Here is a 13,925-nt window from a genome sequence, read left to right on the forward strand (position 1 = left end):
CACACATCATATCTCCAAAGGCGTAACTTTGCGCACTTCCTACGCTAGATACGAATGTATGGGGATATGATACCATGAATTGGTAGCATTCATCCCAAACACTAAAGATATTTGGGATTTCTGCTTTGGGTGGTTAAAGGAATTGTGATTCGGTAATTACAAAAACTTTTTAACTCTTTCTGTTCGTTTTTGTCGGAAAAAAGCCCGCTAGAAATCAATTCATCAACTTCAAAGCGTTCTTTTAAAACTTCTAAATCTGCAGGCAAGCAAAAACCCAAATCATAAGCTTGTATCATTTCTAAACTGATCCAACGCTTATGAGTCAAATACTCTAACGCTCTCGGTTCGTTTTTTAGCCTTTCTTTGAAAAGGTCGTTAGCGTAATTTAAAATTTCTTTCAGGCGTTCGTTTTGGTGAGTTCTTTCATTGGTTTCATATTCTAAAGTGTAATGATAGATCTCAGCTACTTCTTCCACGGCTTCAATGAAACTTAACTTTTTGTATTCTTGCAAAAACTTCAATGCATCACCACTAACCCCACACCCAAAACACTTAAAAATATTTTTTTCAGGGCTTACGATAAAGCTAGCGGTCCGTTCATCATGAAAAGGGCAACGCGCTTTAAAATTGGCTCCGATCTTGTAGAGATCGATGTAGTTTTCTAAAACTTCCATGATTTGGATGCGTTCTTTTAAGACTTCAAAATTTTTAATTCTCATATCAAACCTCTTTCAAACTCCTCATGTTCGTCATGTGGGAGTTGTGGGAATGGTTGGTTTTCTATTTCAAAAAAACGATAATCTACATTTTTGAAATAGCAAATGCCGCTTAATCCCGTTTGCTTGTTTTTCAAGATTAAGACTCGCCTGTGCTTGGCGCGCTCGTAAAAGTCTTTGATTTCTGGCAATTGGTTTCTTTTTAGCCTTTCTATGCGGATCATCAAATGCGCTTCATGTCCGCCTTTGCGTGATCCTGTTGGCGTGTAGCTGTCGTTTTTAGAGTTTTGGATAATGAAAACGATCAATACTTGCAAATTTCTAGCACATTCGCTTAAGGCGCTAAATTTAGAGGTTTCTATTTCTTCAATCGTCCTTCCTATTGAGGGCGCTTGGATCTTCATTTGGCTATCTATCAAAAAAACCTTATGCCCTTCTTTGGATAGCGATCGGATTTGAGAAATAAGATCGTTAAGCTCGCAACTTTGATCGTCTATGAAATAGTGATCGCCTTTAACCTTAAAACTCTTGTCTTTCAAGGTTTCAATATGCTTTCTCACGCTAAACTCAAACCCAAAATAAATTACTTTGTGCTGTTGGTGCGCATGCATCAAAAACTGCACGCCTAAAAGCGTTTTACCGGCTTCAGGATCACCGCTCAATAAAACGATTTGCCCTAATTCTATGCCTCCATCTGTGATAGTGTCTAAAAAGTTAATTCCGGTTTCAATCTTTTCAATAGGAGGTTTATTTTTGAAGTATTCTTCCCACTCCAAAAAATATTTTCCATTTCTAACGATGCCTAAGTTAATGTATTTGTTCAAAAATTCATAATCAAAAACTTCGCTCCTGCGCGTGGCTTCTTTAAGTTTGTTGGCGAGGTGTTCTTGCATTTGAAAACACAAATGCGTTTTAAAATCGCTCTTCAAATTCAAATAATCCGGATAGCTATCGGCGGCTAAGATGCGTTTAAACTCTTCGCTTTCAAATTCCTTTTCACCGATCCTTATCTTGATGGTTTCAAGCCTTGGGATTTGGTTTCTATGGTTCATGTCCACTAAAACCTTAATAAGCTTCTGATTAAAGGGCGTAAAACTTTTAACGCTAATTCCTTCTAAAAAATCCTCTATGTGTTGCGGATAATCTAAAAAACTTTTCATTATCAAATTTTCCATGCCGTTTCCTTAGTGTTTCTTTCGGTTGTTCTTTTCTTCTAAAATCTCTAAAAAGCTATCAAATTCTTTTAAGGTCAAATGCACTAAGAGGTTTTCCTTTTCAAACTGCTTAAGACCTTTCAAAATAGCTAAACGGACGATTTGCGCTAGCTTGTAGTTGTTTTTTCTTTTGAGCCTTTCTAACTCTTTCAAGTTGCTTTCTCTTAAGCTTATTTTTTTCGGTTTGGTTAGTAAGAATTCTTTTATAAGCTCGTTGTGATTTCTTCCATGCTTTCTCATCGCTCTTTCCTTTCTGTGTTTCTATGAAAAAAATAATTAAGCGTTCTAAAATCATGCTTCGGGATCGGTTTTCTAGTATTTTAATCGCTTCCAAAATTTGTAAAATCCCGTTTTCAAGTAACACGCTATTAGTCCAAACCTTCGGCTTAAAATTCTTGTTAGCGTGCTTGTAATTCCAACTTTTCATGATCACACCTACCAGATGCAATAACCGCTAAATTTGGGATTAGATCCGCTATATTCAAACTGCTCCATGACTTCGTCGTCTTTGCTTTTGGCTTCGCTTTTATAGCTTGGCTTTTCAAAATGCATGACCTCATAGATTTCGTTATAGTTTCGGCGAATGGATTGATTAATACAAGCCACTAAATCGCACCCTTGCGCTTTCAAGGCTTCGGCTTGTTTTAATAACTCCTTTTTAGTGCTATAGCTTACTTTGTGCTTCTCGCTGCGATAATTCAAAAATTCTTCAAACGCTGACCTTTCGCATTGTTTTAAGTTTTTCGTGTCTAAATTCCCTAAAATAGAGCTAAAAAGCGCGCTAAAACGATTAAACAAACTAGGATTTTTAATTTTTGAACTTTTAAAAGCAAAATTTTCATTAGGATTTTTTAGATCTTCTTTGTCTTTGGAAACTGGATTTTTTTCTGCAAATTCTTGATTAAAAAAATTTTCACTCGTGCGTATATCTTCATGTTTATTTTGATCTTTTATTAAGGTAAACGCATAAAAATTTTTGCTTGTGGATTGAGCTTCGGTATAATCGGCGTTAGAGGCTTGTTTTTGTGGTTTTAACCTAAATAAAATCATTTTATTTAGGTGAGCTGGTTTTTTGGTTTGTTTTTCGCTTGGATTTTGGGAATGATTTTTTAAAAAAAATCGTAAAAATTTCCCAAATGTCCCGTCGTTTTTTCGCTCTCTTTCAAATTCAATATAACCTAAAGCTTTCAACTCGTTCAAGTATTTGCAAACGGTTGGAAGGCTCCTATTGAATCGTTTGGCTATGTCTTCAATGCATAGCTTGAAAGTGGTTGCGTGCTTTTTGATATAAGCGTAAATCGCTATCGCTATGTCAGAGACTCGTTCATCATCGCAGATATCATTAGAGATTTGCGTATAACCGTATTTCATGGGTTGTTTTAGGATGTAGTTCATTGTCGATCCTTTTTGTGGTTTTTAGCGGCTTTTAAAGCCTTTAAATAGATACATAAATCCTTACCGAGATCGTTAAGGTGACAAACTTTGTAATAGTTGTTTTTGGTTTCTTTTTCTTTCTTTTTATTAACGACCCATTGATTGCACAAGCCTTTTTTTTCAAGCTTTTTGAAAATCTTAAGCGTGTAGGTGTAATCAATGTTGAGATCTTTTGAAATCTTGTCGGCTGTTTTGGGTAAATACGCTTGGTTAAAAAGCGCGCTTAAAACTTCTAAATCGATCGGTTGTAATTTTTCTTGTTCCATTTTAAACCGCCTTTTTTTTGAGTAGGATAGAATAGCTCGTTACGCGCTTATTCCTCACATTGCAAACGCTAGATTTGATCGTGTGCTTTTTTTGGAGTTTTTCTAATTTTTGGATGAAATCAAAAAAACTTAAATCCGCATCGCTTTCCTTGATGATCTTGTAAGTCAAATACTGGAATAACCCCATGGTGTTCTCCTTGTTGCTGTTTTCGTTCATAGTATCCCCTTTAAAAATTTAGCCCTTTCTTTCTCTTGCTGTGGTATAAAGTGGCTGTAAGTCTTGTAAGTGGTGTTTAAATCTTTATGCCCTAGCGTTTTACTAACCCACATGGCCTCTTCGCCCTGGCTTAGCATCAAGCTTGCAAAGGTGTGCCGTGTGGTGTAAAGCTTTCGGTCTTTTAGGTTTAACGCTTTTAAAAGCTTTTTGAAATGCCTTTGAAATACGCTTGAACGCTTGGGCATATCTATGAAAACAAATTTTTTATTTTTTGGTTCGCTTTCTTTTAGCTCTTTTAGGATTTTTTCCACTGGCTCTAATAGATCCACTTCCCTAATGCTTGGCTTGTTTTTAGGGCTTGTGATAACACCTGAAAGGTTTAAGGATTTGTCAATGTTGATTTTTTTGTTTTCAAAATCGACATCGCTCCATAAAAGCGCTAATTGTTCACCTGTCCTTAAGCCCGTAAAAAACGCTGTTGTTAAAAAGGCCCTCAATCTTAAATCGGGCGCGCTCTGTAGAATCGCTTTGATTTCATTTAAGCTAAACGGATTGATTTTTTCACCCTCTTTAGCGTTTTTCATTGTGATTTTGAAGTATGGGTTTTTTTCTGTATATCCCTCTTGTTCGCAAAACTCTAAAAAACTTTTCAATAAAGCGTTAAGGCTTATCAAAGTGTTCTTCTTATATTTTTTATAAGCGTTATTGTGGTAATTGATAACGCTCTCTTTAGTGATTTTAGACACTTTGGAGCTCTCTTTAATGTTCATTAACTTCACAATCGTGGTGAATCTTAAGTGCATGAATCGTAAGCTTTCTGCCTTAAGCCCTATTTTTTGGTTAAAAAAGCTTTCTTTAACTTGCGTTATGGTTGTGCTTTTAGTTTTTTTAGCCGTTCTTTGGCTTTCTTGCTTTGGCTTTTCACTAGGCTTTAACGCTCCTTTTTGCATTTTTAAAATTTTTTCTAAACTCAAACCCTTTAAATACTCTAACGCTTTGTCGTTTTCTAAATTCAGGATTTTAGTAAGCTTGTTTAGGCTCGTTCGGTGGCGCTTGCTGTTTTTAGTGTAGTTCAAATAGAGGGCGTTTCCTCTTAAGTAAATAGTGTGATTATGCACTAACGCCCCCTTTGGCTTTCTTCAGCGCTTGCTTGTGAGTTGTTTTTAGTCGTGGTTCTTTGACGCTCGCTAAAGGCTCTTTTTGTGGGTTTTAAAGCGCTTTTTTTAGCGCGCACTGTCCCCTTAGGCTTTGGCGTGCTTTGGCTTGTGATCTCGCTTGTGTTGGCGGTATCGCTAGTTTGCACGCTGTTTTTTTGCGCCTGTATCGCTAGCGTGATTTCCTTAAGTTTGTTGAAGCTTGTAGCTGTCTCATTTTTATGTCTCATCTTATTCCATTTCTGTATCCTTAACGCCCCTTTAAGCGTGGAGCGCGTGGATTAAATGTTATTAAAAGCTATTTTAAAAATCTGTAATTGTGAGACAAGTAAAAGAGTAGTAGGCTTGGGTTTTTATGTTTGGAAAAAACATGGTTTTTTCAAACGCTTCCCCTATTTTGTAGAGGGCTTTATAGTAACCGCTTTTTTTTGATTTAGTGGGATTTATTGGCTTGGTTTTTGTTGTGATTAGATTGATAGAAATAATATTTTTTTAAATAAAAGCCTTATTTTTGTCTTTTTTTCGTATAATAAGATTTAAGTTAGTATTGATAGTGGTGCGTTAAAATTTTTCAAACTTGTGCGATCCAATCAATGTTTCTTAATAAGATCATAGCTTTAATATTCAAAATAGTATAAAAAGGAAAGTTATGTATGTGGCTCATCCTATTAAACCCCTAAAAGCCCCCAAACTCAAAACTCAATTTTTAAGGCGTGTGTTTGTGGGTGCGTCTATTAGGCGCTGGAATGACCAAGCATGCCCTTTGGAATTTGTGGAATTAGACAAGCAAGCCCATAAAGCGATGATTGCGTATTTGCTCGCCAAAGATTTAAAAGACAGGGGTAATGACTTAGATTTGGATCTTTTAATCAAGTTCTTTTGCTTTGAGTTTTTGGAGCGCTTGGTTTTAACCGATATTAAACCCCCTATTTTTTACGCCCTCCAACAAACGCACAGCCAAGAATTAGCCTCCTATGTCGCGCAAAGTTTGCAAGATGAAATCAGCACGTATTTTTCTTTAGAGGAGCTCAAAGAGTATTTAAGCCACAGGCCCCAAATTTTAGAAACTCAAATTTTAGAGAGCGCGCATTTTTATGCGTCTAAGTGGGAGTTTGATATTATTTATCATTTTAACCCCAACATGTATGGCGTGAAAGAAATTAAAGATAAAATTGACAAGCAACTCCACAATAACGAGCATTTGTTTGAAGGGCTTTTTGGGGAAAAAGAAGATCTGAAAAAATTGGTGAGCATGTTTGGGCAGTTGCGTTTCCAAAAGCGCTGGAGCCAAACCCCAAGAGTGCCGCAAACCAGCGTTTTAGGGCATACCTTATGCGTGGCGCTTATGGGGTATTTGTTGAGCTTTGATTTAAAAGCTTGTAAAAGCATGCGGATCAATCATTTTTTGGGCGGGCTTTTCCATGATTTACCCGAGATTTTAACCCGAGACATTATCACACCCATCAAACAAAGCGTTGCGGGGCTTGATCATTGCATTAAAGAAATTGAAAAAAAGGAAATGCAAAACAAAGTCTATTCTTTTGTCTCTTTGGGCGTTCAAGAAGATTTGAAATATTTCACCGAAAACGAGTTTAAAAACCGCTACAAAGACAAGTCTAACAAAATCATTTTCACTAAAGACGCTGAAGAATTGTTCACGCTTTATAACAGCGATGAATATTTTGGGGTTTGTGGGGAGCTTTTGAAGGTGTGCGATCATTTGAGCGCGTTTTTAGAAGCCCAAATCTCTCTTTCTCATGGCATTTCCAGTAACGATTTGATTAAAGGGGCTCAAAACCTTTTAGAATTGCGATCCCAAACAGAACTACTTGATTTGGATTTAGGGAAATTGTTTAGGGATTTTAAGTAATGAACTATAAAAAATTATTAGAATTTAACGATTACGCTATGGATTTAACCATTCGCATGGCTCATCATAGCACTGCTATTGAAAACAATCCTTTGAGCCTTGCTGAAACTATAAGTATTTTAACCACCGAATACATTCCTAGAGAAATGCCCCAAAGAGCTTTCTTTGAAGTGAAAAACTATCAAAACATGCTCCCTTTTTTATTAGAAAATCTGAATAAAGGACAAAGCGTTGATAGTTTTTTTATAAGAGAGTTGCATGGGATTTTAATGAATTTTTTACTCCCTAATAAAGGGGCTTTCAAAACGACTGATAATACCATTTTAGGAGCTAGTTTTGAAACGACCCCCCATTTTCAAGTACCTATGGCTATGAAAGAATGGTGCGATAACCTCAATTATAAGATGAAGACCTTACAAGATAAAGAAGAAAAACTAAAAGCCATTTTAGAACAACACATTTTGTTTGAAAGGATACACCCTTTTAGCGATGGTAATGGTAGGGTGGGCAGAATGCTAATCTTTTATAGCGTTTTAGAGCAAAACTTAATACCATTTGTGATCACCAAAGAACAAAAAGAGGCTTACATTAAGGCTTTAGACACGCGCAATACAGAAAGCTTATACCAACTCGCCAAAGTATCCCAAGAGTTTGAACTCACACGCATACAAGGGCAAATGATACTCAATAAGAATAAGCCCTAAAATCATGGTTTTCAAGCGCGCATCAAATAGAGCTTTTTCCTTTCGCTTGAAGAAGCGATGTTGAGCAATTGGCGGTATTTGGTGATCGTTCTTCTTACCATTTTCAAATGGAATTTTTCTTCAATGAGTTCTAAAATCTTAGCGTCGCTCAAAGGCTCTTTTTTGTTCTCATTTTTGATCAATTCTAAAAGATAGTCTTTAATCACAGCGTTTGAAGTCTCGCTATTGTCTAAGGCGGTGCTAAAGAAATGTTTAATGGGGAAAACCCCCCTTTCGCATGCCAAATATTTATTAGAAATGGCCCTTGAAATCGTGCTTACAGAGTGGTTAAACTCATTGGCTAAATCTAATAGCTTTAAAGGACGCAATTCCTTACCCTTAAAAAAATCGTATTGATACTCTAAAAGCATCAGACCGATTTTATAAATCGTGGCCTTTCTTAAATTTAACGCATCAATCAAATCTTTAGCCTCTTTTAATTTGTCTTTTAAATAATCGCTATTCTCAAAGCGATTTTCTTCTAAACTGATTGTCGGATAGCTCTCATCATTCAAACGCACGATGATTTCATCATCCACTTCTAAAATAAAAAGCTCAGGAATGACTTCTATTTCTTTTTCTAAAAACTCAATGGCTGGGGGGTTTTTAAAGGATTTTAAAATCTTTAAAGCCTTTTCATAATAAAAATCTTTAGAAAATTCATGGTGTTTTTCTAAATTTAAAATGATCTTTCGCGCTTCTTCATAAAGCTCATTATCGTCTAATTCCCTACTTTCTAACTGGAATAAAAAGCTCTCTTTCACATCTCTAGCGCCAATGCCAGCGGGATTAAGGTAACTAAAACGCTCGCGCACTTTTTCATAAACTTCGCTCTCTACCCCTAAAATTCTAGCCCTTTCTTCAATGTTTTCTTCAAAATACCCTTCACTATCCAACCCGCTGATAATATCCATAGCGATTTTTTGAGAGGTTTCAGTAGGAAAGAGAGGGGGAATGATTTGAGCTTCTAGGGTTTCAAAAAGGCTTTTAGATGCGATTGCGAGATTTTCTAAATGATCGCTGCTCTTTTTAGCGCTAAAACGATCGCTAAAATTTTTGATGCGTTTGTTTTCAATTTTGATTAGGGGGTTATCTAGGGCGTTTTGTTTCAACACTCCTTCTAAATCTTCAAGCTCGCTTTGTAAAATGGGGAGCCACCCTTTTAAAGTGGCGTTTAATTTGTTTTTAGGGCTAAGGTTTGCGCGTAAGATCGCCATGTCTATACCTTAAAATTTTCCCCTAAATAATACTTGCGCACCAAAGCGTTTTCATAAATTTCATTAGCGTTCCCGCTCGCTAAAAGCGTGCCGCTTTTAATCACATACGCCCTATGGCACACGCTCAAAGTCTCTCGCACATTGTGATCAGTAATCAACACGCCGATGTTTAATCCAATCAAGCTTTCAATAATCTTTTGAATATCAATCACCGCAATCGGATCCACGCCCGCAAAAGGCTCATCTAATAATACGAATTTAGGGTTTTTCATTAAAGCCCTAGCGATTTCTACACGCCTTCTTTCCCCCCCACTCAAGCTCATGCCTTTGCGTTCTCTTATGGCTTGGATATTAAAAGCGTCTAGCAAGCTTTCCATTTTTTCTTCGCTCTCTTTAGAGTTTTTAAAAGTGCTCTCTCCTGCTAGGGCCAAATTCTCTTCCACGCTCAATTCTTTAAAAATGCTGGATTCTTGGGGCAAATAGCCTATGCCTAAGTTAGAGCGCTTGTGTAAGGGGTATTTAGCTAAATTCACATCGTTTAAATAAACGCTCCCCCCACTAGGCTCTAAAAGCCCGCATATCATGTAAAAGGTGGTGGTTTTCCCCGCCCCATTAGGCCCTAAAAGCCCCACCACTTCACCGCTTTTCACTTCTAAAGAAACATCTGAAACGATTTTGGTTTTTTTAATCTGTTTGTTTAAATGCTCTGCTTTTAAAATATCCATTCAAGCGACCCTTTAAGCGATCTTTATCGTATAAAAACGGCTAGTTGATTCGGTTTTAATTTCCACAACCTTAATAGCTAAATCGTATTTTTTTAAAATTTTTTCTAATTTTTCATCGCCCCATTCCACAAAATGAATCCCCTTTTCTAACAAACACTCCAACATGCCAAGCTCCAAGCAAGCCTCTAAATCGCGCATGTAAAAATCATAATGAAACACGCTTTCGCTATAAGCATGCATCAAACTAAAAGTTGGCGAAGTCGCTTGAATGTCTAAACCCAAGCGTTTCAAGCACGCTTGAACCAAAGTCGTTTTACCGCTCCCCACAACGCCCTTTAAAAGCACCACCCCCTTAAAATCATCTTTTAAAATTGCAGCAGCCACTTTGTCCAACTCGTCTAAATGCGCTCTCATAACAATTCCACGCTTTTGATTTCAAACTCGCTCTTAATCTCTTCAATGAGATTGGAATGATTAGCCATAAATTCTTGCAAGGCTGTAGGGGCTTGTTTTAGTTGGATTTCTTGAACCTCTTTAGTGTCGTTTTCTTTAGTTTCTTTTTCTTTAATCTCGTTTTTTTGAACCTCTTTTTCTTGCATTTCAGCCGTCGTTTCGGTGGTTGGTTGGGGTAAGATTTTTTCCCTTAAAGAAGAAATTTTAAAATCTTTAACCTCTTTAGTTCCTTCTGGAGTGCTTTTATTTTCCAAATGATTTTTTAAAGCGATTTTGATGCTTTCGCCCTTGCCAAAAACCCCATCAACGATACCTTTCACGATTTTAAATCGTTCTCTTAAAAGCTCCTTATCTTTATCAGCGGCTAAAGACTCCCAAGTCAAGGTTTTAGTCTGGCTGTCAAAATCAATGAAACGGATATTTTTTTCAAACACCGCCCCTAACTCGTAGTTGCGCTCATAAACCAATGTTTGGACTTGTTTGAAAAGGTTGTGAAAAATGCGATCTTTAGCTGAAAACATGGGAGTTTGTAGGGCTTCTGCGTTCTCTCTTTTTTCTATGTTCTCTATTTGTTCTCTTTGTTCTCTTTGTTCTATATTTTTAAATTCTTGTTTAGGGGCACTATAGCTTATGCTAGGGCTTTGATTGAAAGGGGTTTGCTCTAATTCCAAAATCGCATCGTCTAGGGCTTTGAGTTTCAAAGCTTCTTTGAATTTCATTTTCAATAACAACAGCACAAAACTGGCATTAGCCCCTTCTTTTAAAAGGCTCAAACTGCTCATAATGATTTTAAAAAAGCGCTCTATTAAAAGAATGGAATAAGAATCAGGGCTTAATAATTTCGCTTTCAAAAAAAGCATCATTTCTTCTAAAACGCTCTCGGTTTCATAATTTTCTAAAATGGCATAACGCTCTTGCAATCGCGCTTCATCTTGGTTGATTAGGCTTTGGAAAAAATCTTCTAAAACGCTCCTATCAATCGCTCCTAACATTTCAGCCACTTTGCTTTCTGTGATAGCGTTATCGCAATAATTGATGGCTTGCTCTAAAAGAGTGATCGTGTCCCTCAAACTCCCTTGCCCGCTGTGAGCGAGTTTTTCTAACGCGCTACTTTCATAGCTCACTTGTTCTTTTTCTAAAATGGTTTTTAAATGAGAAATAACGGAATTTTCAGGGATTTTTTTAAACCTGAAATGCTGGGTGCGGCTGAGTATGGTAGCGGGCAATTTCAAAGCGTCTGTTGTCGCTAAAAGGAATTTCACATGGCTAGGAGGCTCTTCTAAAGTCTTTAAAAGCGCATTAAACGCTTCGGTTGTGAACATATGCACTTCATCAATGATAAAGATTTTATAGCGTCCAAAGCTTGGTTTGTAGCGCGTTTGCTCTATGAGATTACGGACATCATCAATCCCCCTATTAGACGCTCCGTCCATTTCTATAATATCTATATGGTGGTTGTTTAAAGCGCTCTGGCATTGGATGCAAGTATCGCAAGGCACAGCCTTTGGCCCTTCTTCACACATTAAAGCCCTAGCAAAAATCCTAGAAGAGCTGGTTTTGCCTGAACCTCTTAACCCGCTGAATAAATAAGCGTTAGCCAAACGCTGGTTGTCTAGGGCTAAAGAAAGCGTTTTAGCCACGCTCTCTTGACCGACTAGCTCGCTAAAATGTTTGGGGCGGTATTTTAACGCTAAAACTTGCATATTGGTTGTAATCCTTAAAACTCATTTAGAAGTATTGTAATGCAAAATGACTTAAAACTAGCCCCTTTTTAGGTTTTACTCAATAACGCTAAAAAATCCCTGAATAAAGTAACGCTGAGCGTTCCCATGATAGCGGTTACAAAGAGATTCACCCCCATAAAGATTTTTTGATTGTTTAAAAGTTTGGAGCCATAGCGTAAGGACAGGGTACATAACAATAAAAGCCAAGAAAAAGCCGCCGATAAAGTGCCGGCCAGAAAGACAAATTTTTGCACCAAATCAAAAGACAAAGCGCTCGCGCCAATTAAAAACACCATTTCCAAATACACTTGAGGGTTGAGTAAAGTAACGCCTAAAGTGAATAATAAGGTCTTTTTTAAGGATAATTTTTTGGGGGTTTGGACTTGCTTTTTTTTAAAGGTTTGAAAAAGGGTTTTTAAAGCTAAAAAAGCGTAAAATCCGGTAAAAACCGCCCCAAATAAATTCAAAAACAAGCTCAAATAAAGGTTTTTCGCAAAATAAGCCCCCACGCCAAACACGCCCATGCTCATTAACACAATATCGCACATAAAACACAGAACGCAAATCAAAAACACATAATTCCTAGCCATCCCCCTTTCCACAATAAACAAGGATTGCGCCCCCACCGCCGCGCACAAAGAAATCGCTAAACCAAAACCTTCTATAAAAACCACAAACATCTTGCTTAAATCCTTTCACTCAAAATAAGCCAAAAACTACCAACGCCATACAAACCAATCATTCAAAATGGTATTTTAAAATTTTAGGGTTTAAAACGACCTTTATAAATAAAAGTTAAATGATGACACAATGGCTATACAAAATTTAAAAACCCCATTTTTACTATTCTTAGCGGTATTTGAGAATAAGTTAAAATTAACATGGTAGAATGCCAAAATTTGCTGTCGTCATGCGGCAAAAATTTAGACAACAAGGAATTGGGAATGAGAAGGAGTTTGGCTTTTTGCCTGTTAGCTTTGCTTGGATTACAGGTTTTAGGCGCTAGGGATTTTTCGCAACTCAAAAACGAAGAACTTTTAAAATTAGCAGGCACTCTGCCTTCTAATGAAGCGATTGATTATCGCATGGAAGTGTCTAAACGCCTTAAAGCTTTAAACGCTGAGGACGCTAAGAAATTCCGCGCGAATTTCAGCCGGATCGCTAGGAAGAATCTTTCCAAAATGAGCGAAGAGGATTTCAAAAAAATGCGTGAAGAAGTGCGTAAAGAATTAGAAGAAAAAACCAAAGGTTTGAGCGCTGAAGAAATTAAGGCAAAAGGGCTTAATGTGAGCGTTTGCAGCGGCGATACGAGAAAAGTTTGGTGTAGGGCTGTTAAGAAAAAAGACGAACATTGCTCTCCTAAGTGAGACAAAATTTAATTTAAAAGGATAAATATGAAAAAAGCGTTGAAAATACTTTCTGTTAGCGCGTTGTTATTTGTGGCTTTGAACGCCAAAGATTTCAGCAAAACAAGCGATGAAGATTTGGCTAAAATGGCTGGCGTTGTCGCTCCGCAGGATATTGTGGATTACACAAAAGAGTTGAAAATGCGCATGAAAAAAATGCCTGAAGACAAGAGAAAGGCGTTCCATAAGCAATTGCATGAATACGCGATTAAAAACACAGACAGCATGACCGTAGCGGATTTTGAAGCCCGCCAAAAAGCCATTAAAGAAGCGCTTAAAAAAGGCAACATGGAGGACATGGATGATGATTTTGGGTTGAGATCATGCAAGCATGGGAAAATGCACAAACACCATAAACACGGTGGTCATGATAAACATGGCAAAGGGCATGACAAAGAACAAGGCAAAAAAGACCACGATCACAATGATCATGGCGAAAATGAGAAATAAAGCTTAACCACACCACTTTTTCTATCAAAGCTTCAAACCCTTTAAGCAGAAATCCTGAACGCTTTTGGCGTTTGGGATAAATGCGTTCTGTTAAGCGTTATCAAAATTCTGTTCTTATTAAATATTGCTTATAAAATTCAAAAGATAATTTTATCGTTACAAAATTCAACACTTCAAAGATAAATAAGTTAAAATACCCCAAAATCCTTTTTTTTTGAAATCCAATAAATTTGTGGTAAAATTAAACGCATTGTAAATAAATTCTCATTTTGATACATTTTTTGCAATAAAACATTACTTTAAGGAACATTTTATGAAAAAAACGAAAAAAACGAT

Annotated in this window: 16 protein-coding genes and 1 pseudogene; 4 read left to right on the plus strand and 13 right to left on the minus strand. The window is 37.0% G+C overall.

The features are described 5' to 3' along the window. Nucleotides 1-134 precede the first annotated feature (134 nt). The 8 genes and pseudogenes from CXY28_RS07900 to CXY28_RS07935 all read right to left on the minus strand — a co-directional run. A pseudogene (locus tag CXY28_RS07900) lies at nt 135-719 on the minus strand (CHC2 zinc finger domain-containing protein); the annotation flags it as partial. Beyond that, nucleotides 716-1,891, minus strand: a complete 1,176-nt coding sequence (locus CXY28_RS07905) for an ATPase domain-containing protein (RefSeq protein WP_100980366.1) — start codon at nt 1,889-1,891, stop codon at nt 716-718. The gene CXY28_RS07905 and the pseudogene CXY28_RS07900, both read right to left, overlap by 4 nt. 9 nt (nt 1,892-1,900) lie before the next feature. Next, nucleotides 1,901-2,170 (minus strand): hypothetical protein, encoded by a 270-nt coding sequence (locus CXY28_RS07910; protein WP_100980368.1) that lies wholly within the window; start codon nt 2,168-2,170, stop codon nt 1,901-1,903. 195 nt (nt 2,171-2,365) lie between these two features. Beyond that, complete coding sequence (locus CXY28_RS07915; RefSeq protein ID WP_100980369.1) at nt 2,366-3,325, minus strand: helix-turn-helix domain-containing protein; 960 nt, start codon at nt 3,323-3,325, stop codon at nt 2,366-2,368. Beyond that, a complete protein-coding gene (locus tag CXY28_RS07920; protein ID WP_100980371.1) occupies nt 3,322-3,630 on the minus strand; it encodes a helix-turn-helix domain-containing protein in 309 nt (102 codons plus the stop codon). The genes CXY28_RS07915 and CXY28_RS07920 overlap by 4 nt, the downstream gene beginning before the upstream one ends. Nucleotide 3,631: 1 nt before the next feature. Beyond that, nucleotides 3,632-3,847 carry a hypothetical protein gene (locus CXY28_RS07925; RefSeq protein WP_100980373.1) on the minus strand — a complete coding sequence of 72 codons (216 nt, stop codon included), beginning with the start codon at nt 3,845-3,847 and terminating at the stop codon, nt 3,632-3,634. Then, on the minus strand, nt 3,844-4,965 hold the full coding sequence (locus CXY28_RS07930) for a site-specific integrase (RefSeq protein ID WP_100980375.1): 1,122 nt from the start codon (nt 4,963-4,965) through the stop codon (nt 3,844-3,846). Before CXY28_RS07930 ends, CXY28_RS07925 begins: the two co-directional genes overlap by 4 nt. After that, nucleotides 4,965-5,231 carry a hypothetical protein gene (locus CXY28_RS07935; protein ID WP_050825290.1) on the minus strand — a complete coding sequence of 89 codons (267 nt, stop codon included), beginning with the start codon at nt 5,229-5,231 and terminating at the stop codon, nt 4,965-4,967. Before CXY28_RS07935 ends, CXY28_RS07930 begins: the two co-directional genes overlap by 1 nt. Nucleotides 5,232-5,650: 419 nt before the next feature. Between CXY28_RS07935 and CXY28_RS07940 the strand changes: the two genes are divergently transcribed. Together CXY28_RS07940 and CXY28_RS07945 are read left to right on the plus strand one after the other, a co-directional pair. Next, nucleotides 5,651-6,871 carry an HD domain-containing protein gene (locus tag CXY28_RS07940; protein WP_100980378.1) on the plus strand — a complete coding sequence of 407 codons (1,221 nt, stop codon included), beginning with the start codon at nt 5,651-5,653 and terminating at the stop codon, nt 6,869-6,871. Then, the gene (locus CXY28_RS07945; protein WP_100980380.1) at nt 6,871-7,575 is read left to right on the plus strand and encodes a Fic family protein; all 705 of its coding nucleotides are present in this window, start codon (nt 6,871-6,873) and stop codon (nt 7,573-7,575) included. The genes CXY28_RS07940 and CXY28_RS07945 overlap by 1 nt, the downstream gene beginning before the upstream one ends. A gap of 11 nt (nt 7,576-7,586) precedes the next feature. Here the strand turns inward: CXY28_RS07945 and CXY28_RS07950 are convergent, their stop codons facing one another. The 5 genes from CXY28_RS07950 to CXY28_RS07970 all read right to left on the minus strand — a co-directional run bounded on the left by CXY28_RS07950 (nt 7,587) and on the right by CXY28_RS07970 (nt 12,413). Beyond that, nucleotides 7,587-8,831, minus strand: coding sequence for an RNA polymerase factor sigma-54 (locus tag CXY28_RS07950; RefSeq protein ID WP_100980382.1), 1,245 nt, complete (start codon nt 8,829-8,831; stop codon nt 7,587-7,589). A 2-nt stretch (nt 8,832-8,833) separates the two neighbouring features. Beyond that, complete coding sequence (lptB, locus tag CXY28_RS07955; RefSeq protein ID WP_000353241.1) at nt 8,834-9,556, minus strand: LPS export ABC transporter ATP-binding protein; 723 nt, start codon at nt 9,554-9,556, stop codon at nt 8,834-8,836. A 12-nt stretch (nt 9,557-9,568) separates the two neighbouring features. Next, nucleotides 9,569-9,970, minus strand: a complete 402-nt coding sequence (gene tsaE, locus CXY28_RS07960) for a tRNA (adenosine(37)-N6)-threonylcarbamoyltransferase complex ATPase subunit type 1 TsaE (protein ID WP_001201278.1) — start codon at nt 9,968-9,970, stop codon at nt 9,569-9,571. Further along, nucleotides 9,967-11,712: a DNA polymerase III subunit gamma/tau gene (locus tag CXY28_RS07965; protein WP_100980384.1), complete on the minus strand. Its 1,746-nt coding sequence runs from the start codon at nt 11,710-11,712 to the stop codon at nt 9,967-9,969. The genes tsaE and CXY28_RS07965 overlap by 4 nt, the downstream gene beginning before the upstream one ends. 68 nt (nt 11,713-11,780) lie before the next feature. After that, nucleotides 11,781-12,413, minus strand: coding sequence for a LysE family transporter (locus CXY28_RS07970; RefSeq protein WP_100980386.1), 633 nt, complete (start codon nt 12,411-12,413; stop codon nt 11,781-11,783). Nucleotides 12,414-12,677: 264 nt separating this feature from the next. On the opposite strand from CXY28_RS07970, the gene CXY28_RS07975 reads away from it, so the two are divergent. Both CXY28_RS07975 and CXY28_RS07980 read left to right on the plus strand, forming a co-directional pair. Then, a complete protein-coding gene (locus CXY28_RS07975; RefSeq protein WP_001254635.1) occupies nt 12,678-13,100 on the plus strand; it encodes a DUF1104 domain-containing protein in 423 nt (140 codons plus the stop codon). 27 nt (nt 13,101-13,127) lie between these two features. Further along, entirely contained in the window at nt 13,128-13,589 is a 462-nt protein-coding gene (locus tag CXY28_RS07980) for a sialic acid-binding protein (protein ID WP_100980388.1), read from the plus strand. Nucleotides 13,590-13,925: the final 336 nt, after the last annotated feature.

Origin of the sequence: Helicobacter pylori (genome assembly GCF_002832345.1) — a bacterium.
Lineage (GTDB): Bacteria > Campylobacterota > Campylobacteria > Campylobacterales > Helicobacteraceae > Helicobacter > Helicobacter pylori_CP.

Bases quoted from the DNA above. Each gene is read 5' to 3' on its own strand.
- CXY28_RS07945 (WP_100980380.1), top strand. From the start codon at position 6,871: ATGAACTATAAAAAATTATTAGAATTTAACGATTACGCTATGGATTTA.
- CXY28_RS07925 (WP_100980373.1), bottom strand. From the start codon at position 3,847: ATGAACGAAAACAGCAACAAGGAGAACACCATGGGGTTATTCCAGTAT.
- CXY28_RS07910 (WP_100980368.1), bottom strand. From the start codon at position 2,170: ATGAGAAAGCATGGAAGAAATCACAACGAGCTTATAAAAGAATTCTTA.
- CXY28_RS07905 (WP_100980366.1), bottom strand. From the start codon at position 1,891: ATGGAAAATTTGATAATGAAAAGTTTTTTAGATTATCCGCAACACATA.
- CXY28_RS07965 (WP_100980384.1), bottom strand. From the start codon at position 11,712: ATGCAAGTTTTAGCGTTAAAATACCGCCCCAAACATTTTAGCGAGCTA.
- CXY28_RS07935 (WP_050825290.1), bottom strand. From the start codon at position 5,231: ATGAGACATAAAAATGAGACAGCTACAAGCTTCAACAAACTTAAGGAA.
- CXY28_RS07975 (WP_001254635.1), top strand. From the start codon at position 12,678: ATGAGAAGGAGTTTGGCTTTTTGCCTGTTAGCTTTGCTTGGATTACAG.
- tsaE (WP_001201278.1), bottom strand. From the start codon at position 9,970: ATGAGAGCGCATTTAGACGAGTTGGACAAAGTGGCTGCTGCAATTTTA.
- lptB (WP_000353241.1), bottom strand. From the start codon at position 9,556: ATGGATATTTTAAAAGCAGAGCATTTAAACAAACAGATTAAAAAAACC.
- CXY28_RS07940 (WP_100980378.1), top strand. From the start codon at position 5,651: ATGTATGTGGCTCATCCTATTAAACCCCTAAAAGCCCCCAAACTCAAA.
- CXY28_RS07970 (WP_100980386.1), bottom strand. From the start codon at position 12,413: ATGTTTGTGGTTTTTATAGAAGGTTTTGGTTTAGCGATTTCTTTGTGC.
- CXY28_RS07915 (WP_100980369.1), bottom strand. From the start codon at position 3,325: ATGAACTACATCCTAAAACAACCCATGAAATACGGTTATACGCAAATC.
- CXY28_RS07950 (WP_100980382.1), bottom strand. From the start codon at position 8,831: ATGGCGATCTTACGCGCAAACCTTAGCCCTAAAAACAAATTAAACGCC.
- CXY28_RS07980 (WP_100980388.1), top strand. From the start codon at position 13,128: ATGAAAAAAGCGTTGAAAATACTTTCTGTTAGCGCGTTGTTATTTGTG.
- CXY28_RS07920 (WP_100980371.1), bottom strand. From the start codon at position 3,630: ATGGAACAAGAAAAATTACAACCGATCGATTTAGAAGTTTTAAGCGCG.